General features: G+C 62.1%; 24 protein-coding genes. 11 read left to right on the top strand and 13 right to left on the bottom strand.

The window, feature by feature from the left end:
* Positions 1-35 precede the first annotated feature (35 nt).
* From ACZ5G6_RS00755 to ACZ5G6_RS00745, 3 genes are read right to left on the bottom strand one after another with little or no spacing between them, the layout of a single operon-like run.
* Positions 36-806: an ABC transporter permease gene (locus ACZ5G6_RS00755; protein WP_498688711.1), complete on the bottom strand. Its 771-nt coding sequence runs from the start codon at positions 804-806 to the stop codon at positions 36-38.
* Positions 794-1,618, bottom strand: coding sequence for an ABC transporter ATP-binding protein (locus tag ACZ5G6_RS00750; protein WP_498688710.1), 825 nt, complete (start codon positions 1,616-1,618; stop codon positions 794-796). Before ACZ5G6_RS00750 ends, ACZ5G6_RS00755 begins: the two co-directional genes overlap by 13 nt.
* Positions 1,615-2,589, bottom strand: coding sequence for an ABC transporter substrate-binding protein (locus ACZ5G6_RS00745; RefSeq protein ID WP_498688709.1), 975 nt, complete (start codon positions 2,587-2,589; stop codon positions 1,615-1,617). Before ACZ5G6_RS00745 ends, ACZ5G6_RS00750 begins: the two co-directional genes overlap by 4 nt.
* A 395-nt stretch (positions 2,590-2,984) precedes the next feature.
* On the opposite strand from ACZ5G6_RS00745, the gene ACZ5G6_RS00740 reads away from it, so the two are divergent.
* The 6 genes from ACZ5G6_RS00740 (at position 2,985) to disA (ending at position 9,270) form a co-directional block, all read left to right on the top strand.
* Positions 2,985-3,971: a nucleoside hydrolase gene (locus ACZ5G6_RS00740; RefSeq protein WP_498688707.1), complete on the top strand. Its 987-nt coding sequence runs from the start codon at positions 2,985-2,987 to the stop codon at positions 3,969-3,971.
* An 8-nt stretch (positions 3,972-3,979) separates the two neighbouring features.
* A complete protein-coding gene (locus ACZ5G6_RS00735; protein WP_498688705.1) occupies positions 3,980-4,816 on the top strand; it encodes a ribokinase in 837 nt (278 codons plus the stop codon).
* Positions 4,817-5,791 carry a formylglycine-generating enzyme family protein gene (locus tag ACZ5G6_RS00730; protein ID WP_498688703.1) on the top strand — a complete coding sequence of 325 codons (975 nt, stop codon included), beginning with the start codon at positions 4,817-4,819 and terminating at the stop codon, positions 5,789-5,791.
* A gap of 59 nt (positions 5,792-5,850) precedes the next feature.
* Complete coding sequence (gene radA / locus ACZ5G6_RS00725; protein WP_223935320.1) at positions 5,851-7,224, top strand: DNA repair protein RadA; 1,374 nt, start codon at positions 5,851-5,853, stop codon at positions 7,222-7,224.
* Positions 7,225-7,305: 81 nt separating this feature from the next.
* Positions 7,306-7,929, top strand: coding sequence for a Pr6Pr family membrane protein (locus ACZ5G6_RS00720; protein WP_498688701.1), 624 nt, complete (start codon positions 7,306-7,308; stop codon positions 7,927-7,929).
* Positions 7,930-8,193: 264 nt separating this feature from the next.
* A complete protein-coding gene (gene disA, locus ACZ5G6_RS00715; protein WP_223935318.1) occupies positions 8,194-9,270 on the top strand; it encodes a DNA integrity scanning diadenylate cyclase DisA in 1,077 nt (358 codons plus the stop codon).
* 48 nt (positions 9,271-9,318) lie between these two features.
* Here the strand turns inward: disA and ACZ5G6_RS00710 are convergent, their stop codons facing one another.
* A complete protein-coding gene (locus tag ACZ5G6_RS00710; RefSeq protein ID WP_498688698.1) occupies positions 9,319-10,038 on the bottom strand; it encodes a hypothetical protein in 720 nt (239 codons plus the stop codon).
* 178 nt (positions 10,039-10,216) lie between these two features.
* Here ACZ5G6_RS00710 and ACZ5G6_RS00705 point away from each other — a divergent pair, with 178 nt between their 5' ends.
* The 4 genes from ACZ5G6_RS00705 to ACZ5G6_RS00690 all read left to right on the top strand — a co-directional run bounded on the left by ACZ5G6_RS00705 (position 10,217) and on the right by ACZ5G6_RS00690 (position 13,928).
* Positions 10,217-11,167, top strand: coding sequence for an HhH-GPD family protein (locus tag ACZ5G6_RS00705; protein ID WP_498688695.1), 951 nt, complete (start codon positions 10,217-10,219; stop codon positions 11,165-11,167).
* Positions 11,168-11,281: 114 nt separating this feature from the next.
* The gene (locus tag ACZ5G6_RS00700; protein WP_223935316.1) at positions 11,282-11,767 is read left to right on the top strand and encodes a hypothetical protein; all 486 of its coding nucleotides are present in this window, start codon (positions 11,282-11,284) and stop codon (positions 11,765-11,767) included.
* 85 nt (positions 11,768-11,852) lie between these two features.
* A complete protein-coding gene (locus tag ACZ5G6_RS00695) occupies positions 11,853-12,434 on the top strand; it encodes a hypothetical protein (RefSeq protein WP_498688692.1) in 582 nt (193 codons plus the stop codon).
* Positions 12,435-12,575: 141 nt separating this feature from the next.
* Positions 12,576-13,928 carry a cation:dicarboxylate symporter family transporter gene (locus ACZ5G6_RS00690; RefSeq protein WP_498688691.1) on the top strand — a complete coding sequence of 451 codons (1,353 nt, stop codon included), beginning with the start codon at positions 12,576-12,578 and terminating at the stop codon, positions 13,926-13,928.
* 38 nt (positions 13,929-13,966) lie between these two features.
* On the opposite strand, the gene ACZ5G6_RS00685 is transcribed toward ACZ5G6_RS00690, so the two are convergent.
* Positions 13,967-14,752 carry an AraC family transcriptional regulator gene (locus tag ACZ5G6_RS00685; RefSeq protein WP_498688689.1) on the bottom strand — a complete coding sequence of 262 codons (786 nt, stop codon included), beginning with the start codon at positions 14,750-14,752 and terminating at the stop codon, positions 13,967-13,969.
* Positions 14,753-14,825: 73 nt separating this feature from the next.
* Here ACZ5G6_RS00685 and ACZ5G6_RS00680 point away from each other — a divergent pair, with 73 nt between their 5' ends.
* A complete protein-coding gene (locus tag ACZ5G6_RS00680; RefSeq protein ID WP_498688687.1) occupies positions 14,826-15,338 on the top strand; it encodes a VOC family protein in 513 nt (170 codons plus the stop codon).
* On the opposite strand, the gene ACZ5G6_RS00675 is transcribed toward ACZ5G6_RS00680, so the two are convergent.
* The 8 genes from ACZ5G6_RS00675 to ACZ5G6_RS00640 form a co-directional block, all read right to left on the bottom strand.
* Positions 15,335-15,694: a VOC family protein gene (locus tag ACZ5G6_RS00675; RefSeq protein ID WP_223935311.1), complete on the bottom strand. Its 360-nt coding sequence runs from the start codon at positions 15,692-15,694 to the stop codon at positions 15,335-15,337. The genes ACZ5G6_RS00680 and ACZ5G6_RS00675 overlap by 4 nt on opposite strands.
* Positions 15,695-15,698: 4 nt before the next feature.
* Entirely contained in the window at positions 15,699-15,983 is a 285-nt protein-coding gene (locus ACZ5G6_RS00670; protein ID WP_498688686.1) for a DUF4235 domain-containing protein, read from the bottom strand.
* Positions 15,984-16,052: 69 nt separating this feature from the next.
* A complete protein-coding gene (locus tag ACZ5G6_RS00665) occupies positions 16,053-16,229 on the bottom strand; it encodes a CsbD family protein (RefSeq protein WP_223935309.1) in 177 nt (58 codons plus the stop codon).
* Positions 16,230-16,327: 98 nt separating this feature from the next.
* Positions 16,328-17,017 carry a dihydroxyacetone kinase phosphoryl donor subunit DhaM gene (gene dhaM, locus ACZ5G6_RS00660; RefSeq protein ID WP_223935308.1) on the bottom strand — a complete coding sequence of 230 codons (690 nt, stop codon included), beginning with the start codon at positions 17,015-17,017 and terminating at the stop codon, positions 16,328-16,330.
* On the bottom strand, positions 17,014-17,673 hold the full coding sequence (gene dhaL, locus ACZ5G6_RS00655) for a dihydroxyacetone kinase subunit DhaL (RefSeq protein ID WP_498688683.1): 660 nt from the start codon (positions 17,671-17,673) through the stop codon (positions 17,014-17,016). The genes dhaM and dhaL overlap by 4 nt, the downstream gene beginning before the upstream one ends.
* Positions 17,674-17,675: 2 nt before the next feature.
* A complete protein-coding gene (gene dhaK, locus ACZ5G6_RS00650; RefSeq protein ID WP_223935306.1) occupies positions 17,676-18,677 on the bottom strand; it encodes a dihydroxyacetone kinase subunit DhaK in 1,002 nt (333 codons plus the stop codon).
* Between the two features lie 369 nt (positions 18,678-19,046).
* On the bottom strand, positions 19,047-20,522 hold the full coding sequence (locus ACZ5G6_RS00645) for an FAD-binding oxidoreductase (RefSeq protein WP_223935305.1): 1,476 nt from the start codon (positions 20,520-20,522) through the stop codon (positions 19,047-19,049).
* Positions 20,523-20,672: 150 nt separating this feature from the next.
* Positions 20,673-21,182 carry an amino-acid N-acetyltransferase gene (locus tag ACZ5G6_RS00640; RefSeq protein ID WP_223935304.1) on the bottom strand — a complete coding sequence of 170 codons (510 nt, stop codon included), beginning with the start codon at positions 21,180-21,182 and terminating at the stop codon, positions 20,673-20,675.
* Positions 21,183-21,248: the final 66 nt, after the last annotated feature.

Genomic DNA, 21,248 nt, shown 5'->3' with positions numbered 1-21,248 from the left:
GTGGTTCTCCCCTGTGGCTTGCGGCAGGGCTGTCATCAGTAGCTCGCAGCTGCGCCAGTGAACCGGCTGATGATGGTCCGACCGAACAGTTTCCACAGCCGGTCACTGATGTAGCCGATCAGCCCAAGGCAAACGATGCCCACCAGTGCCCAGTCCGTCCGGAAGTACAACCTGGAATTCCAGATGATGAAGCCGAGGCCTGCGTTGGCGGCCAACGCTTCGACGGCAACGATGACCAGGAACGACTGGGCCATGGCCAGGCGCATGCCGGTGAACATTGCCGGTATCGACGCCGGCACGGTCACGTCGAGGAAGACCCGCCAAGGGGTTGCGCCCAGGCAACGGGCAGCGCTGAGCTTGTCCGGTTGTATGGAGGCGGCACCAACGGCCGTATTGACGGTGACGGTGAAAGCCGTTGCGTACCCAATGAGGGCCACCTTGGACATTTCGCCCACCCCAAACCAGATGATGAACAGTGAAATCAGCGCAATGGCAGGGACGAACCGGAAGAAGTGGATAAACGGATCCAGGATTGCCCGTCCGATGCGCGTCGCACCTGCGATGAGGCCAATTGGAATCGCGATCAAGCTGCCGACCGCCCAGCCGGTAAAGATGCGCTGGAGGCTGGCTCCGATGGAGGCCAATAGCGTGCCATCCATAGCCATGTCAGCCCCGGCGGCGAGGACGTCCGTCGGCGCGGGCAGGAAGTCGCGCTCGATGAGGGTTCCGGAGGCAAGTTGCCAGAAGATCAGAAAACCTGCGATTGAGGCAACCGACCAAAGGACCGTGCGGTTCAGTCTTCCCATGTTTTGCTCACTTCTTCCTGAATGTCTGCTTCTACCAAGCGGGCAAGTTCACCGAACCGGGCGTCGAACTCATCGCGGGGGTATGGGAGGTCAATCGTGCGGCAGGATTTGATGCCCGATCGCGGCGCAGCGCTCATCACCGCAACCCGTTCGCCGAGCAAGACCGCTTCTCTGATGTCGTGGGTGATGTAAACGAAGGTCTTGCGTTCTTCCGCCCAGATCTTCGAGATCTCAGCCTGGAGCAGTCGCCGCGACTGCGCGTCGAGGGCGGCGAAGGGTTCGTCCATGAGAATGATGTCCGGACGGATCGCAAGGATTCGTGCGATCTGCACCCTCTGTTTCATTCCGCCGGAGAGTTCACGCGGATACTTGTCCGCTGCCCTCTGAAGGCCAACCTTGGCGAGGTACTTGGCGGCAACTTCCCGCCGTTCCTTGCGGCCCATGCCTTGGATCTTCAAACCGAATTCCACGTTCTGACGGGCCGTGAGCCAGTCCATCAGTGGCGCATCAACAGACTGGAAGACCATGCCGCGATCCGGTCCGGGGCCAGTCACCGGCCCCGAGGCCAACAGTGCCTGGCCCTCTGTTGCCTCGGCTATCCCGGCCAGAACACGCAGCAGTGTTGACTTGCCACACCCACTGGGACCGACGAGGACGAAGAACTCACCCTTCTTAATCTCGAGATCGAGGTTTTGCAGGACCCAGTCGCTGTCTTTGCCAAAGCGAAGGCCCAGGTTGTCGAAGCGTATTGCATTATCTGCCCCATTCGTTTGCGCCATCCTCGTATGGGTCGTCAGGTGCTGGTTGCTCACAGTTTCACCTTCCCGGGCAGAACAGCCTGCAGGGCCGTGCTGTCGACATAGGTATTTACATCGGAACCGGGTTTGAGCAGCTTGCGTTCCACGGCAAACTTCTGAACCTCAGCCAGCCCTTGCAGCTGGTCCTTGGTCAGGGAGATTCCGAACTTGGTGGTGGGGATGACGCTTTTCAGGGTGGCGGGGTCGCTCTGCGTGCTTTTTGCAATCGCTTCTGCCGTCTCATCTGGATGAGTGTTGACGTACGTGCTTCCCTCGTCCAGCGATTTCAGCACGTTTCGCACAGTTTCCGGGTTCTGCTTGATGAAATCGACGCCAGCGACGAGGAAGATCGAGGATGAGCTGCGCACCGCACTGTCGTCAGCGAGCATTTTTGTGTTGCCGCTCTTCGTCGCTTCCTTGACGTCGGTGGCACGTACCCACCCGGCGTCGATCTTGCCGGTCCGCAGGGCGGCCACCACCTCGGAGAAGTCGGTGAACTTCTGGATGTCTACGCCGCTTTCGTCAATCTTGTTGTCTGCGAGATAACGGCTTCCGATGTATTCCTGGACGGTTCCTGCGACCGTTCCCAACCTCTTGCCGGCAAGATCCGCCGGTTTATTGATTGAGTTGCTCACGATCAGCTTGTTGAAGCCCGGGTCCGGAGTCGCGGTCGCTGCGACGATCTTGATGCGTCCAGTCTGCAACCGGGAAAGTACGGCGAAGTCCAAGGCGGACGCAAAGTCCATCTGCCCGCCCAGCACCGCATCGACGCCTTGAACTGCGAGGAAGCGCTGAGTGGTCACCTCCACGCCGTTCTTTTTGAAGATGCCCTGTTCGACTGCGGCGAGGGCCGGCATGCTCGATGTTGGATCCACGGAGATCCGTGCCGCAGGACCCCCGACTGTGGAGCTCCCTCCACAACCAGCGAGGGCAATGGCGGCTGCAGTGAGGGCGGCAACCAAAGTAGTGCGAAGTGTTGCTTTCATTGCTTCTCCTTGAAAAGGATTTCAGAATAAGTCTAGGTTTGACCGTGGCCTGCGTCAATGATTTTGTGCTGGTGCCGGCTTCGGGGTGATGGCCTGGTCGCGGCTTGTCTTCCCCGTTTATCTAGCTGACTTCGGCTTGTGAGCCGACTGATTGGAATAGGCCCACGCGAAGTGGCTTCCTATCGCTCCGAGCCTTCCGGGCTGATTTTCCGGGGAAAGTACCCTTTGTGCTCGAAATCGATTTCAATCTAAGCTAGGTTCGCATCGCCAAGATGTCAACAGGCATCCAGCGAACACCGCCGACTCAAGCACGTTCCCAGAGGACACCTTCGGTCACCGCCCTCCCCCATTGCGGAACGTCTTCCCCACCGAACTGAAATTGGAGCCAGACCTAAATGACAAGACCTCAAACCCGCGAATGCGTGCCAGTCATTGCCGATGTCGACACGGGCATCGACGATGCACTGGCGCTCTTCCTGCTTGCGCGGAGCAAACACATCAGGCTGAAGGCCGTTACCTGCGTGGCCGGCAATACGAACGTTGACCAAGTGGTCCGAAACACCCTGGACGTGCTGGATTTGGCCGGGGCCGGCGTGGTGCCCGTGGGTCGCGGCGCGGAACGGCCCTTGATCAACAAGCTTCGGACCGCCCACGGATTTCACGGTTCCAACGGCCTGGGTGAATTCGCCCTACCGCAGAGCCCCCACTTGGCGTCTCCGTTGGCGGCACCAGAGCTCATCCGCAAGACGGTTGCGGACAGCGCGGAGCCGCTGACCCTGCTGGCCTTGGGTCCGCTAACGAACGTAGCCCTTTTTATTCGTGTCTACCCGGAATACGCCTCCCGGCTGGCCCGGATTGTCTTCATGGGTGGGTCGGGCGGCGTGGGAAACGCCTCGCCCGTGGCGGAGTTCAATGCCTGGCATGACCCCGAGGCCTTGGCCATCGTTTTGGATTCCGGCATCCCCATCACCATGTATGGCCTGGACGTCTTCTACCAGGCGAACGTTCCGGACAACGACTACCTTCCGTTGCTGGAGGCCAGCGATCCCGGATCACGCCTCGTGGGCAAATTGTTGAGGTATGCGGCGCTGCGGGAGGCGGACGACAGCCGGCTTGCTGAGGGCGCGACGATCGGGGACGCAGGGGCTGCGTGTTTGATCGCCAACCATCACGTGGCGCTGTTGGAGGAATACCCGGTCTCCGTAGTCCTGAGCGGCAGTTCGCGCGGTCAGACGATGGTGGACCGACGCACAAAGTCGGGCGAAAGCGAACTGCATGGCCAGTCTCCCGACGCTCGCGCGATCAACGTGGCCACTGCCATCGACCCGGCCTTAATGCGCGAAACCTTCCTCTCCGCCATCAATGAAATGGCGTCGCGATGAGTTGCCTCGTGACCGTTGTCGGATCACTGAATATCGATACTGTGGTTGGCGTGGAGCGGCATCCCCGGCCGGGAGAGACCGTCCTTGGCCTGGAGCTTATCGACAGGCCCGGCGGAAAGGGGGCCAACCAGGCCTTGGCCGTCAGCCGCGCTGGGGCCCAGGCGCTGCTGATCGGTCGCGTCGGAATGGATGAGGACGGACGAATGTACCGAGAGGCACTGTCCGCCAGGGGCGTCGACGTGCAGCACTTGCAACTGACACCCAGCATCGAAAGCGGACGCGCGATTGTCTGTGTTGATGGACGTGCAGAGAACAGCATCGTCGTCATCCCGGGAGCAAACACTGCCCTCAGCAGGGAGGATGTCATGGCAGCAGAGGCCTCCATCGCGGCCTCAGCAGTGCTTCTCCTCCAGCTCGAATCTCCCGGTGAGGCTGTGGAGCTGGCCCTGCAACTGGCCAGGAAACACGGTGTTTTCTCCGTGCTCAATGCCTCCCCGGTCACGCCATCGGCTGAGGACCTTGCCAGCCAGGCCGATCTCGTCATCGTCAATGAACATGAGCGGGCCCAACTTCCTAACATCAAGAACGCTTGCGTCACGCTTGGGGCAGACGGTGCCAGCTGGCTCTCCCACACCAAACGGCCTTCCCCCGCGGCAGTAGTGGACACGACAGGAGCCGGCGACGCCTTTGCAGGCACATTGGCGGGATACCTTGCACTCGGGTGGGATCCCGCGGACGCCCTCGAAAAGGCTGTCGCGGCGGGCGCAGAGGCTACAACTTGGCCAGGGGCACAGCCGTGGGTCTTTGACGCGACGCACGAGCTACGGGCAGATGGGATTCGATAAATGTCGAATGGCCGCCCAGAAGAAAACCATCCCACGGAATGTTGTTCAGCGCCCCGGACAATTGCGGCTCCCCAGCCCAGGGAGTCTTACCCAACTCACGTCAGCCCGTCGAAACAGGCGGCGCCCCGGCATCATAGTGTGTTGCTTCCCGGGGGAACGTTTTCCATGGGTGATGTCTTCGGTGAAGGCTACCCGGACGACGGCGAGACACCTGTTCACAGCGTGCGTCTGGACGAGTTCAGGATCGATTCCACAACCGTGACGAACCGCATGTTCGCGCACTTCGTCGAGGAGACCTGCTACAAGACCGAAGCCGAGCGCTACGGCTCATCCGCTGTCTTTCATTTGCTCTCCACCGCCAGTGGCGGGGATATCCTCGGTGTCGCCGCCGGCGCACCTTGGTGGCTGAACATCCGAGGCGCCAGCTGGGCCCGCCCGACTGGTCCGTCATCCAGCTGGACCACTGTCCGGGACCACCCGGTGGTGCACGTCTCCCACCATGACGCCTTGGCCTACTGCCAGTGGGCTAACCGGCGCTTGCCTACGGAAGCCGAGTGGGAATACGCCGCGCGCGGAGGGCTGGACGGCATGCGCTACGCCTGGGGAAATGAACTCACGCCGGATGGTGTGCACCTGTGCAACATCTGGCAAGGCACCTTTCCCACCGTCAATACCGGCGATGATGGCCACCTAGGCACCGCCCCCGTAAGAGCGTTTCGCCCCAACGGCTACGGACTGTTCGAGATGGCCGGCAACGTCTGGGAATGGTGTGCAGACTGGTTCCTGCCGAAGTACTACCGCAACTCCCCCATTGACAACCCGCAGGGTCCCAGCATTGGCAGGGGCCGGGTGATGCGGGGCGGCTCTTACCTTTGCCACGATTCCTACTGCAACAGGTACCGGGTAGCGGCACGAACATCGAATACACCTGAGTCCTCCAGTGGCAACTGCGGTTTCCGAACAGTGGGGTTGTAAATGAGTACGCACGTGGACCCTGCCAAATACTGTCAGTCCCCCCGACTAACCTTGAACCCATGGCTTCCAAGACCTCCCGCGCATCCAAGACACCCGCTTACAAATGCGCCGAATGCGGCTGGACGGCCATCAAGTGGGTGGGCAGGTGCGGTGAGTGCCAGGCGTGGGGAACAGTTGAAGAGTTCGGCGCCACAGTCGCGCGTACGACGGCGGCCGCCACAGTTTTGGAGCCGGCCCGCCGTATCGCTGAGGTAGATGGCACTACCGCGGCGTTCCTGCCCACCGGCGTCGACGAACTCGACCGCGTTCTGGGAGGAGGGCTCGTACCCGGTGCCGTCATCCTGCTCGCTGGGGAACCCGGCGTCGGGAAGTCCACGCTGCTGCTGGACGTCGCCGCGAAGTTCGCGCGCACCGGGCAGGACGTCCTATACATCACCGGTGAAGAATCCGCCGCGCAGGTGAAACTGCGCGCGGAGCGGATCGACGCCGTCGCCCATACTCTTTATCTTTCGGCGGAAACGGATCTGGGGCAGGCGCTCGGCCAAGTCGAGAAACTCGAACCCAAGCTACTGATCGTGGACTCTGTGCAGACGCTCAGCAGTGCCGACGTCGAAGGAAGCGCCGGTGGCGTCTCCCAGGTGCGGGAAGTAGCTGCATCGATCATCGCTGCGGCCAAGCGGCGGAACATGACCACCCTGTTGGTGGGGCATGTGACCAAGGACGGCACCATCGCTGGGCCTCGCCTCCTGGAACACTTGGTGGACGTCGTGTGTCAGTTTGAAGGCGAGCGCCATTCGCGGCTAAGGCTGCTCCGGGCCGTCAAGAACCGGTACGGCGCCACGGACGACGTCGGCTGCTTTGACCTGAACGAGGCCGGCATTGAAGGCCTGGCCGATCCCAGTGGGCTGTTTGTGTCGCGAACCCGGGAGCCCGTCTCAGGCACGTGCATCACGGTGACCATGGAAGGCCGCCGCCCGTTGCTCGCTGAGGTCCAGTCGCTGCTCGCCGAGAGCGCCAATGCCCAACCCCGGCGGGCTACCAGCGGGCTGGAGAGCTCCCGTGTGGCCATGTTGCTGGCAGTCCTTCAGCAGCGCGCGGGGTGCATGCTTCACAAGGACGATTCCTATGTGGCTACTGTCGGTGGCGTAAAGCTCAGCGAACCTGCCACGGACCTGGCCGTTGCTTTGGCCGTGGCCTCGGCAAAATCGCGGAAGGCACTCCCCCAACGGCTCATTGCCTTCGGTGAAGTTGGGCTGGCAGGCGAGGTCCGCCCCGTCCCGGGCATTAACCAACGCATCCAAGAGGCACACCGCCTGGGCTTCACGCACGCCATTGTTCCTGCCAGTCCGGCCGGTGCGGGCGTTATCCCGGAGGGCTTCTCCGTGCGCGAAGTGGGGCATCTTGCCGAGGCATTGGAGCTGCTGATCACGTAGCGGGCGGGCGTGGCCGGAGTGCTGGGCCGCTCCCGGAGTGTCGCAGGCATGCGGCGACGCGGCTTCGGCAAGGATTGGGCCATGACCAAAAGGACTGTGCTTATTGGGGGACGCCTCTTCTTTGGCCTTTTGACCTTGGTGGCCGTGGGAACGCAGCTGACGGTTCATTTAGGCATGGGGTACAACGTCTGGAACTTCTTCAGCTACTTCACCAACCTGTCCAATATCTTCGCGGCCGTGGTGCTGCTCATCAGCGGATACAGGGTCCTGATCCGGAAACGACCCAGCGAAATCGACGACGTCACCCGCGGCACGGCGACCATCGCCATGGCCGTAGTTGGACTGGTATTCGGAGCTTTGCTTGCCGGCGAGGACCTGGGCTCACTTCTTCCCTGGGTCAACTTCGTGGTCCACTACCTGATCCCTGTGGTCATGGTGATGGACTGGCTCCTCCAACCACCCCGGGCAACCCTGACCACCCGCCATATCTGGTACTGGCTGCTCTACCCTGTGGGCTACCTGGTCTACAGCCTGATACGCGGCGCTTTCGTGAACTGGTACCCCTATTGGTTCATCGACCCCAGCCGGGCAGGCGGCTGGGGCGGCGTTATTGTCTTTGCCCTGGCCATTTCCGTCGGCTTCCTCGCGGTGAGCCTGGCGATGCTATGGCTGGGAAACAAGCTCAAGCGGCAGGTGGATTACTAGAATATCTACACCAATTTGTTATATCGGCGCACGTCAACCACCCAATAGGCCCAAAAAGCCCTTGCCAGCGAGGCAAGAAAACGCACCTTCAGGCAGTTCCCGTACATAACGAAATGACCCACTTTGGGGCTTGCTGGTGCGGTTAACGGTGCCCGGAAGCCATATCATGGTGCTAGTCGTCATCAGGGCATTTTTCGAAGCGCCCGCAGATGCCGGATTCAGCTTTTCTGTGAGCCATGGCTTGCACCTTCGAAGGGAAACCCTATGGCCCGGAGCCCGGAAGAGTCGCTCAAGGCGACTCTGGCCAGAGTCGCACCCGGAACTCCCTTACGGGACGGCTTGGAGCGCATCCTTCGTGGACGCACCGGCGCCTTGATTGTGTTGGGCTCGGACCGCACGATCGATTCCATCTGTTCCGGCGGCTTCGATATCGGCATCGAATTCTCGCCCACCCGTCTGCGTGAGCTCGCCAAGATGGACGGCGCCATCATCTGCGACAAAGACGCCAGCAATATTGTCCGCGCCGCTGTGCAGCTTGTTCCCGACTCGAGCATCGAGACCCAGGAATCCGGCACCAGGCACCGCACAGCCGAGCGCGTCGCCATCCAGACCGGCGTTCCCGTTATCTCTGTCAGCCAGTCCATGCAGATCATCGCGCTGTACGTGAATGGCTTGCGCCACGTGCTGGAGGGCTCGGAGAAAGTCCTCGCCCGCGCCAACCAGGCCCTCGCAACGTTGGAGCGGTACAGCGCCAGGCTGGACCAAGTCACCAGTTCCCTTTCAGCACTTGAGATTGAAGCACTGGTCACCGTCAGGGACGTCGCGGTCACCCTACAACGCCAGGAAATGGTCCGGCGCATTTCCGAGGAAATTGCCCAATATGTCCTGGAACTGGGCGAAGACGGCCGCTTGCTCTCGCTGCAGGTGGAGGAACTCACCATGGGCCGCGGCCCCGGCAGCGACGTCATCATCCGCGATTACTCAGATCCGGACGCCACACCCGAGGACATCGAGGAAGCCGTGCAGGCACTCCTTAACCTTGGCCCGACGGAATTGATTGACCTCAGCAGGATCGCCCACATCATCGGCTTCGCTGGTGGCGTTGAGCAGCTGGATGCTGTGGTCCAACCCCGCGGCTACCGTCTCCTGTCCGGCCTCAAGTCCGTGCCGAAGGCCGTCGCCGATCGCTTGGTGGATTACTTCGGCGGCTTGCAGAACCTCATGGCAGCCACCATCGATGACCTCATGACCGTGGATGGAATCGGCGATCAGCGCGCCCGCACAGTCCGCGAAGGTTTGAGCCGCATGGCCGAGGCAAGCTTGCTGGACCGTTTCCTCTAAAAGCCGTTTGCCGCCGTCGGACGCTTTCCGGTCGCCCTCAACCAGCCGCTAGTTCAGTTGAAATACCGCCTTGGCGCTGGACTTGTTCCCCAACCGGGCCTCGAACGTGTAGTAGGCGCCGCCTGTGCCGGGCTTTGCGTCGATCGCAGCGCAGCCTTCCAGCGTCCGGTTGCGTTGCCATGGGAAGTTTGCGGTCTCGCCCTTGCCGGGCTGGATGGTCTTGACCAGGTCTTCACTTCCTGCCTGGCAATCCTTGGAGGAGAAGATCCGGTCCGAGCCGCTCATCACCACATACTCCATCTGCGACGTGCCAACGTTGACCTCGCATGGCGCCGTCCCGCCGTTGGTGATGGTCATGGTGAGCAGCGGCTTTTCTTCCGCCCCGTAGGCTGGCTGGTCGGTAGCAGCAGCGACGGTCACCAGGTTCAGGTCGCATACCGGCGTGGGCTTTGCGGAAGGGGAAGCGGTGCCTGCTGTGGGCGCATTCCCTTGGGTGGGGACCTGCGATGGTTCCACCGTGTTGATCGCTTGCGGCTCGGACTTACTCGCAAGCGCACCGCTGATTGCCATCACGCCAGCCACCACCAGGGCGATCACCAGCAGCAGCGCACCGAAGACAAACTGCCTACGACGGCGGTATACGGCCTGGCTTGGACGTCGCCTCTGCGTCGGGGTGCCTTGGCTGCCTGCACCGCCCGAATTACGGGCAGAACCCTTCGCCGGCGCTGATGTGCGCGCGGACGACTGGTTCTTACCCTGATTGGCCATGTTTCTAGGCTAGGCGGGCCCACTCCGCAGCGCGCCACCACCACGCCGCCGGACGCCAAACCCGCCCTGTGTGACGTGCACCGCAGCAGCATTGCCGTTCCGGTTTCCACTACAGTAGAGGGCAGAATTCCGGCGCTCCGGCGCCAGCCAAACCTCAACAGTCCGGGAGATCTGACGCATGGCACTTCCCGGTACCGACCACCTCGGTGAGCTCCACCACGCCCTGGACGAGTGGTTCGGCGAGACCGCAAGAGACCTCCCGTGGCGCGAGGCTGAGTGCAGCGCTTGGGGGATCCTGGTCAGCGAAGTCATGCTCCAACAGACCCCGGTGGTCCGCGTGCTGCCGGTCTGGCGGGACTGGATGGAACGCTGGCCCACGCCCGCCCACCTTGCCGGCGAGCCTTCAGGGGAGGCGGTGCGCCATTGGGGCCGTCTTGGCTATCCGCGCCGGGCGCTGCGACTGCACGCGGCCGCCGTCGCAATCCGGAACGAGCACGGAGGCGAGGTCCCGGACAGCTATCCGGAGCTCCTTACCTTGCCGGGCGTCGGGAATTACACCGCTGCCGCCGTCGCCGCCTTTGCTTTCGGACGCCGCGAAACAGTGGTGGACACCAACATTCGCCGCGTACATGCACGCCTCATCTCCGGTCACGCCCTGCCCGCTCCGACGCTCACCGCAGCGGAGATGCGCCTGGCCGACGCCCTGCTGCCCGAAGACCGCACCCTGTCCGTGCGGTGGAACGCCTCCGTCATGGAACTCGGTGCCATGGTGTGCACTGCGCGCAATCCCAAATGCGTGGAGTGCCCCGTGCGCTCGAGCTGCGCCTGGCTCGCGGCAGGTGAGCCGCCGCCGTCGTACACGCCCAAGGGCCAGTCCTGGCATGGCACGGACCGGCAAGTCCGCGGAGCCGTGATGGCCGTCCTCCGCGAAGCTGATACCCCGATTCCTCGGGAAATGTTTGAACAGGCGCCTGCCGACCTCGGTTTCGCCCCATCCGGCGTCGGGGTCCCGCTAGCGGCGCTGCACCGGCTCAATTCAGCACCGGAACAGCTGGAACGGGCACTCGACGGGTTGCTGCTCGACGGCCTCGCGGAAATGCACGACGGCGGATTGCGGCTTCCAGCCTAGGCGGCAATAGCGGCGTGGTGTCGGTTCGGCAACGGGCCCGTGGGTGCCGTAACGATGCGGGTGCTTTTGCCTGGGATCCGGGTGCAGGGACCAAGGCCCGGCTTACGCTGAATCATGGGCAAGATCGGGTTGGCCTGGACCCTTGCGGCGATGACCTCGCTGATTCCTGGTTGCTATCCGGAATCGCCACCCCCGTGCCCGGCCATCGCTATGGCGCCGGTGGTGGCCCTGACCATTCAGGCCAGCTACGTGGACGGGGTTAAGTCCATTCGCATGAAGGCATGCCAAGATGGCGCCTGCACGGAGGCGGAGCTGGAACTGTTTCCCGGAAGCGTCTCCGTAGATCAGGGCTGCGCACCGGAGGGCGTGTGCTCGGCAACGTCCTCCCCGGACGGCACTCTGCACGGCAACCTCTTCCTGCCCAACCTGACGGAATCCCCCATTGATGCCACCGTGAGCGGCACCTCTCCGTCCGGGACCGCATTGCCGGTGCGGACTCTGACGTTCACGCCCAAGGGCGACTATCCGTTTGGTGAGCAGTGCGGTCGTTTCATCACGGCCAACCTTGTGTTGGATGCCGACGGGCTGCGGCAAGGGTAAAGCTGGCCGTTTCCTCTAGCGATTTGATTTTTGGAACGGTATTCTCGTCTCACCCGTGCCATGTTGATCGATTCCTGGAGGTGTTGTGCACCGGCCTGAGCAGCCTCTCCGTGACACGTTTTCTCTTGCAGCGCCCGTTCCCCCGGCCGTCGACGCACCTGCAAACACCGCAGAAGAGGGACCGTTGGCCAAGGACCTCAACGCGAGGATCCGCAATAAACATGGCGCCGAACTCAATGAACTCCGGCAGGCAGTCAGCGGGCTTTCACACCGCGATGGCCACATCGGCCGGCGACTCCACCGAATGGGTCCCGCTTCTTCGTTCGAGAACGAGAACATCAACGTGACGATCGTCGTCGAGACCGTGGAATGGGGCTGGTTTGCCGCGGGCCCAGCCCCCGCAGGAACATGTGTCACGGTGTCCATTGCTGCTCATAGCAGGGATAGCGGAATTCAAGCTTCACTCTCGTTGACTGAGTGCGACTCGTGGCTTCGAGCCCTCTTGCCCGGCCCGTGGATGACGCACGTCTACCGATGCTGCTGCTCCACCGGTTCCGTGAACGCGGGCGTTGTCTCCTACAGGTTGTTTCTCGATGAGCTCCACAAGCCGACGACAAAGCCATCTGAAGTGCTTGCCGAAGGCTGCCGACCACTTCAACTGAACTAGCGTTTTCGTATCGTGAAATCTTGATTCCGATATTAAACACAAAGAGGCATTGAAATTAGCATTTCCGAAACACGCCCCTCATAGCGTCATGTGTGATCCCCGGCCGTGACCCTGCATGGCCTCGCACAGATAGGCGCCACCTTGAAGACTCCCGCACTTGCTGTTGCTGCGAGCCCAGCGGCAAAGAAGCCACTCTATAAATCCCTGTTCTTCCAGATCCTGGTGGCGGTGGTGCTGGGGGTCGCCATCGGCTACCTCTGGCCGGGTATCGGGTCTGCGCTTCGCCCCCTCGGCGACGGCTTCATTCAGCTCATCAAAATGATCATTGCTCCACTGATATTCCTGGTCATCGTCACCGGCATCTCGGCTGTGGGCGACGTGAAGTCGGTTGGCCGGGTTGGCGTCAAAGCGCTCATCTATTTCACCGCCGCAACTCTCTTCGCGCTGGCATTCGGGCTACTCGTGGCCAACATCGTCCAGCCGGGAGCCGGCTTGAACATTGATCCGGCCTCCCTGTCCGAGGACGCCGTCAACGCCAAGACCACGACGGCCCCACCCAAGGATGCAGGACAATTCCTGCTGGGCATCATCCCCACCAGCGTGGTTGGAGCTTTCGCATCCAACACCCTGCTGCAGGTCCTCTGTTTCGCCGTCTTCTTCGGAGCCGCAATCGTTGTGGTGGGAAGGGAGAAGTGCAAGCCCGTCATCGACCTCATGGAGACGACCCTGGAACTCTTCTTCAAGATCATGGCCTGGGTGATGCGGGTTGCCCCGGTGGGGGCCTTCGGGGCAATGGCATTCATCATCGGCCAGTACGGACTCAGTTCTTTGAGCACGTACGCCCTGCTGGTGGCTGCATGCTACGGTTCGGCACTGGTCTTCATCGGACTGCTGTTCATCGTGGCTTGGGTCTACCCACGTGTTCCACTGTGGCAGTTCATCAAGTACTCCCGCGAAGAGTTCATCCTGGCACTGGGCACCGCATCCACGGAATCAGTGCTGCCGCGCATCATGGCCAAGCTGACAAATGCCGGATGTTCCCGGGCAACCACGGGGCTGGTAGTTCCCACCGGCTACTCTTTCAACCTCGACGGCGCCGCGCTCTACCTTTCGATCTCCTTGCTGTTCCTCGCCCAAGCGTTCGGCCATAACCTCGATTTGGGCCAACAACTGGCTGCCCTGGGCATTCTCATGCTGACTTCCAAAGGCATGGCCGGCGTTCCCGGTTCAGCCTTCCTTGCCCTCTCCGCTACGGCAGGAGCCTTGGGAATCTTTCCCGTGGCGGGCGTGGCACTGCTTCTCGGAGCCGACAGGCTGATGGATTCCATGCGCGTGGTGGTCAACCTGCTTGGCAACTGCGTTGCCACGTTCGTGGTGTCAAAGTGGGAGGGACAACTCGATCGCGAGGCGATGCTGGCCGCCTTCCGCGGGGAGACCACGACGCCGGAAGTCAGCAAGGGGGCGACCGAACCTTCGGTGCGGGTTTCTGCGTAGTTGGCAGCAGGGTCAACCCTGCTGCTGCGGGAGCGCGGCTAACTGCCGACGGCACGCCGATAGGTGCTAGGCGTGAGCCCCAAAAACTTCTGGAAGTCGTTCGTGAGGTGTGCGTGGTCGGTGTACCCAAGCTCGGCGGCGATGTCCGCAAGATCAGCGGAAGGATCCAAACGTGCCTTCTCGGCGGCGTCCTGCAGGCGACAGCGACGGATCAGCGCAGACGGGCTGATCCCAATGTATTTCCTCGCAATTCGCTGGAGCGTCCGGCCCGAAACGGCAAGCCGGGCGGCGACGTCGTCAACCCGGGCCACCTCCGGATCGGACCCAATAATGTCCATCATCCGGTTCGCCAGCAAGGCTTCTTCGGAAGGTGAGTAGCCAAGGGCACCCAGCCACGACGCAAAGGCGTCCACTGCCCTCTCTCGCCGGGTGCCGCCGTCGGGGGCGTTCATGGCCCTCGCGACGGAACTCTGGAGGTCCCCCAACGGCAATGCAAGTTCGGCGTCGCGCATGCTGCCGGGATCGTCAGTGAACACAGGAACCGCGGCCGGGCGCAGCAGCGCTCCCACTGCCCAACCCCGGCCATTCAAGTCGCGATAACCGGCACGGGTTGTAGGACCGGAATACACCACGTTATCCATCTGCACAACGAGGTTGGCCGCGGGGTAAGCGATCAGATGCTGCCGGGAGGTGCGGCCTGGTTCAATATCCCATTCGGGAATCCAGAACCACTGGACCAACTCCGCAACAGATTCCGGCGCCGCCAAACGGTTGAACGTGGGAAGTCGTGCGGGGTACAGAATGCCCTTGAACGAACCATCCATGAGGCCCCTCCCCAACAAAGTCTGTCGCGAATCTCCAAGCGCCGGGGACAGCCCGGCCCGTAGCGTCGTGGACATGACAGATACTACAAGCACAGAGCCAGCCACTGCCGCCCACGGCAAGTACACCACCCACGGAATTCCCAACGGCCTGACCAGCCTCACGCCGTTCCTTGCCATACCCAATGCCAAAGATGCGATCTCGTTCTACACGGACGTTTTCGGCGCACGGCTGGTTGGCGCTACGGAGATGGGCGGAGTTGTGGTCCATGCCGAACTCGACCTTGGCAACGGCCACCTTCAGCTCGGCGAGCCAAACCAGGAATATCACTTGGTCCCGGCACCCGATGGCGATGATGACTGCTACTCCATGGGCTTCTACTGCCCGGACGCAGACGCACTTGTGCAACGGGCGGAACAAGCCGGGGCCACCATCCGCGAACCGCTCACCACGTTCGTCTCAGGGGATCGATATGCCAGCATCCGCGATCCTTTCGGCGTCCGCTGGTCCATCATGACCCGCGTGGAAGATCTCTCCGAAGAGGAAAGCAACCGGCGCGTTGAGGAGTGGGCGGCCCAGCAGGGTTAGGACAGGCACAGGCAGAACGGATGGCCGGCCGGATCAAGGAACACCCTAAAGGTGGTCCCCGGCTGGTGCTCCGCTTTGCTTGCACCGAGCGAAAGAGCCACTTCCTCGCCCTTGTCCAGGTCCTCCACCATCAGATCAAGATGCATCTGTTGAGGAACCGTTTGCCCCGGCCAGTCCGGCGCGTGATAGGACTCCACCTGTTGGAAGGCGATGCAGTTGTTCCCATCACTTGGACGGATCTCGAACCAATCAGTTTCGCCCTTGACATCCCAGCCCAGCAATTCGCCGTAAAAGGCAGCCAGGGCGGGGGCGTCCGGGCAATCGATAACAACACTGGGGAATCTTGCTACAGCCATTTTCCTAGACCTCGTCTGCCGTTTTCTTAAAGCGAGCCAGTGCACTCTTGGTTCCCCGTTGGGTGAGAACGTGAACCACCGCACCAACGCCCGCCGAAACCACGGCGAACACCAGTACTCCAGGCAAGGAATCGTTCAGGTTGGTTCCGTCCTTGGGGGCAGGCTTTCCTGTCTTCTTCTCCCAGAGCCCTTCAAGCGTCTTGTTTGCCAGCACACCAGCTCCGAGGCTGACTGCCAGACCGAACAATTTCACCAGCAAATTCACGAAGAATCCTCCATCTGATCGCACGGGGTATTCCCTATTAAACGCAAAAGCAAGGCGGGGCCGCTGCAAATTGCAGCGGCCCCGCCCGAATTCCTAGTCGTTCTTGAAGGCGTCCTTCACCTTCTCGCCGGCACCCTTGAGGTCGCTCTTGACCTGGTCGCCCTTGCCTTCGGCTTCCAGACGCTCGTTGTCGGTAAGCTTTCCGGCAGCTTCCTTGGCCTTGCCTGCGATCTTCTCGCCAGCGTTCTCCATCTTGTCGTCAGCACCCATGTCGCACCTCTTCCTAGTAGTGAACCTGTACCTCTACAACATCACTAATCAGCATACTTAGCAATATTTGGGCCGGCGCGGTTTGTTGAAGCTTGTGTTTACAGCTCCCCGAACCCCTCGCCTACCAGCCGCCCGACATACTGAACAGCCTTTGCTGCATCCTTGCCACGGGCCTGCACGCGCAAGGTTGCGCCCTGCCCTGCCGCGAGCGTCATCAGCGCCATCATGGACGTCCCGTCAACGTCGTTGATAGTCACCTCAGCGTCAAGGCCAGACAGTCCACCGGCTATCTTGGCCGCCGGCCGGGCGTGGATGCCCATGGGGTTAATCAGCTCAAAATCGCCGGTAGCATCTGGTTCGGGCGACGCGCTGGAAGCGGCCTTCGCGCCAGTAGCAGTGGAAGCCGCGGATCCAACAGCCTCCGCCGCCTTACGCACCTCCTCGACGCCGGCCCCGCCCTGAGCCGCGACAGCCGCAGCCACCAGCCCTTCAACCAGAGGCGCATCGGCAAGCAATATGGCGTCGGGATCGCTGGCGAATTCGATCGCGGATTCAGCAGTCATCACCGCCGAGCCCAAGTCCGTCAGCACCACCACGCCGTCGCCTCCCGCATCAATCAGTGACTGTTCGACGGCGGCCAGCACCTTCTCGAGGCTGGTACCGATCCGTTCGTCGTCAGTGCCCCCGGCGGCGACGAGTTCGACGTCGGGCGCCATCTGGGCTGCGAGCTCCACAGCGCCTTCAGCGATTTTGCTGCTGTGCGAGACAACCACAATCCCAACCGTCATACGGCGTCGGTTCCCGTGTTTCCTGCGGAGCCGGCTGCAGCTGCTGCGGCGCGCATGAGCAAAGCCGTGGAAGCCGCACCTGGATCGCGATGCCCCGCGCTTCGCTCCCCCAGGTAGCTGGCGCGGCCTTTGCGGGCCACCAGCGGGTCAGTGGCCACGGCCCCCACTTCGGCCGCTTCGGCAGCAGCTTCCAAAACGGCGAGCACGTCGCTGCCATTGGACGCGGCGTTCTGCGCCGCCTCCACTGCCGGCGTCCACGCGTCAACCATGGTCTTGTCGCCTGTCTCGGCTTTGCCGCGGGCCACCACGCCATCCCGGGCAGCCGCGAGCGCGGAAGCCAACGCATCGCCTTCGATGTCAGTCGAGTCGCCCAATGAAGTGGCGGCACGCAGATATGCCGTTCCATACAGCGGCCCGGCAGCTCCACCCACCTTGGACATCAGCGCCATCGCAGCAGCCTTCAGCGCAGCTCCCGGCGTCTCCGGTGGCGTCTCATCCAGCTTCTGCAGCACGGCCTGGAATCCACGGTCCATGTTTTCGCCGTGGTCCGAATCGCCGATTGCCCGGTCCAGCTCAATCAGCTCCGTTCGGTGTTCGGCCATGGCTTTCGCCGAGAGCTTCAGCCAGTCCACCGCCCAATCAACGCCCAGGCCCATGCTCACGCTCCCCAACGCAGGGCAGCCGTGTGGACTGGAGCATCCCACAACCGCACCATTTCGTCGTCGAGGCGCAGAACGGACACCGAGCAACCCTGCATTTCAAGGGACGTTACGTAGTTTCCCACCAGTGAGCGCTCCACAGATGCCCCACGCTCGGCGAGTACCTGGGCAGCCCTTCGGTAGACGATGTAGAGCTCGCTCTGCGGCGTGCCGCCCATGCCGTTGACGAACAGCAGCACCCTGTCTCCGGACGAGATGGCGAGATCTTCGAGCACTGGTTCCAGCAGACGGTCGGTAATCGCGTCGGCGCCTTCCATGGCCATCCTGTGGCGTCCGGGTTCGCCATGGATACCGATGCCGATCTCGATCTCGTCATCCGCCAGCTCGAAGCTCGGTGTACCCGCGTGCGGAACCGTGCAGCCAGAAAGCGCGACTCCCATGGTGCGCACGTTGGCCACCACCCGCTCGGCGATGGCGGCAACAGCCTCAAGACCGTCACCCCGCTCGGCGGCAGCACCCGCAATCTTCTCCACGAGGACAGTCCCAGCCACTCCACGGCGGCCCGCCGTGTACAACGAGTCCTCCACGGCGACATCGTCGTTTACCAGCACCGAACGTACGTGGACGCCTTCGGCCTGCGCCATCTCCGCCGCAGTCTCAAAGTTCAGGACGTCGCCTGTGTAGTTCTTGACGATATGCACGACGCCGGCCCCTGAGTCGACAGCGACGGTCGCCGGTATGATCTGGTCTGGCGTGGGCGAAGTAAAGACGGCACCGGGCACAGCGGCGTCGAGCATGCCGAGGCCGACGAAACCCGCGTGGAGTGGCTCGTGGCCGCTGCCGCCGCCGGATACCAAGGCAACCTTGCCCGCTATGGGTGCGCCTTTCCGGATAACGTATTTTGGCTCGGGATGGACGACCACGATGTCGGCATGGGCCATGCCGAAACCTTCAACGGACTCGTCCACAACGGCGCGTGGATCATTGATGAGCTTTTTCATGACGTGCTCCTGGGCGTGCGCTGGCTGGTGCTCTGACCCTACTACCGGGGCCCGGGCACACGGTAGGGGCCAGAGGGACAGGCCCAGGCCAAGGCCCGTTAAAGGCCGGCAGGGACGGTCCCAAAGACCTGTCCCTGCCGGTATGACAACGCTATTTGTCGGGAAGCCCGGGCTCCGCGGCGGTGGCTGCAGGACTGATCTCCGCCTCGCTCCGGGCGTGGAAATCGAGCCAAAATGCTGAGTACAGGTCCGGGTTTGAGTGGGCTGTCCCCGGCCAGAAAGATTCGTTCGGCCAGGATCCGCGTGGGATGTCTATCTGGAAAGCTGAAAAGTCCGGAAACGTGACACGATCTTGCACGGTCCGCCCCCTCAACTGTTCAGCACGGCGTCGCCGCCGGAGGTGACGACGCCTTCGAGCAGCACGGTCTGATCCATAACCACCGGCTGTTCCGTGACGGGGAGCCCGACTACATGCCCAAAGCTGAACATGTTCTTCGGATCCAGCTCCGCCTTCGCCTTCTTGAGCCGCTCCCGCGCGCTGGGACCCCATGGCCGCTCTCTGTCTTCGGCATCCACAAAGTGCCCGTGAAGGTTTACAAATGTGCCTGCATTGGCAGCCGGCCGAAGGTCTGTGTGCACGGCCTCGAAGACTTTCGGCAGCATCTCAACAACAGGGGGCACAGCCATGGCACCCATGAAGAAGCTGAACGCCGCGTCACGGCCACCCACAATGTCCTCGCCCTCCGCGCTCTTGGCGAGGGCGCCGCCCAGCAGCCGAAGTTCGGCCAACAACACCGGGCTCTCGACACCCGGACCAAAATGCCGCAGGATTGCCTCGGCGGCCTCCTCATCCAAGCGGTCGAGCAGGAAACCATGCTCACGGACCGGGACCGGCTGGTCCGGATCCTGGTGGATGGTGTCGAATTGGCTTGCCTCCAGGGGCCCGGTGGCATCCATCATGAACGGTGCGCTCCGGCGCATGGGCTCAAGGAGATCCGCCGCAGTTGCCAGGTCGCCTTGGTAGGCGTAGCGGAGGTGGATTACAAACTTTCCCCGAAGCGGCTCCGGAATCATGTCCATCTCAGGAAGGCGCAAAAACGCCAACGACGCCGATGCCTCAACGGGGAGGGACGGCACCCATTCCCTGAACGCCCCCAAAACTTCCGGGGCGTGTTCGCCGTCGAAGTAAACGCCCCCGGCATAGAGATCGGCGGCGGGGAAGAGATGGAATTCCATGGCGGTCACAATGCCCAGGTTGCCCTTGCCGCCTCGAAGGAGGAAGAACAGCTCGGGGTTCTCGTCCTTGGTCACCCTTTGCTGGGTGCCATCGGCTGTGACCAACTCGAAAGCGATGGCATGATCCGAGGCGAAGCCATACTTACGGCCAAGGATCGGCAGGCCACCGCCCAGCGTGTAACCCACCACGCCTACGTCGGTGGTTGAACCACAGAGGCCCATCAAACCGAAGGTCGAAGCAAGTTCAACCACGGCCTTCCAGCGGACACCTGCCCCGACGCGGGCAGTCTTCTCAAGGGGGTCGATGCTGAGCTCAAGCATGCGGCGGGTACTGATGAGCAGCCCGCCTTCTATCGCGTTTGTTGCACCATGCCCCGTGGACTGGACGGCTACGGGCATTCCCCGTTCCGCCGCCCATCTGACCGCCGCCGAAACGTCCTCTGCATCGAGGGCCCCGAAGGCAAGGTCCGGCTGGTGTTGAGTAGAGAGGTTGAAGGCCGCTACCTCGGTTGCGAAGCCGGGATCGGCAGGCGTGAACACGGGACCGCGCACGCTGAGTTGGAGTTCTGAAACGCTTGAATTACCTGAAAACGACGCGTGGGACTGCATGATCTTCTCTCGATTGACCGATTGGCGGAAGCTCCCCAGCAAGCCTCCATCAGTTTATCCATCAACTTTAGATAAGAGAAGAGCGTTTAAATCACGCATAATCCGGGCAGGGTTAGTCTCCGTATCCGTCAGCTCTTGTTGCGGGTCTTCCTAGAGGTGCCGGATCATGCGGGTATTGCCCAGGGTATTCGGCTTTACCCGCGCCAGATCCAGGAACTCCGCCACGCCTTCATCATGCGAGCGCAGCAACTCCGAGTACACCTGCGGGTCCACGGCTGACTGATCCTCCATGACCTCGAAGCCGTGACGTTTGAAGAAGTCCACCTCAAACGTCAAGCAGAAGACGCGGCTGACGCCGAGCTCCTTGGCTTTTTCCAAGAGATCCTCCACCAGTACGTGTCCCACGCCCCGGCCACGCCACGCGTCCGCTGCCGCCAAGGTGCGGATCTCTGCAAGGTCTTCCCACATGACGTGCAGGGCGCCGCAGCCAATCACGTCGCCGTCAAGGGATTCGGCAATCCGGAATTCCTGGAGGCTCTCGTAGTACGCCACAGTTTCCTTGGCCATCAGAATCCGCTGCTCCGCCAATGGCGCCACCAACCTCTTAATCGCCGCCACATCGCTAGTGCGGGCAGGACGAAGGCTAAAGGTCGAATTCACTCCCCCATACTACGAGGCAAAGAGGTGCTGGGCGGCGCATGACGGACGCCACTGTCACGAGCGAAA

The organism is Arthrobacter sp. TmtSoilC51 (assembly GCF_055388015.1).
The sequence above is the reverse complement of the archived record's forward strand: the minus strand, read 5'-3'. Positions and strand labels throughout refer to the sequence as shown.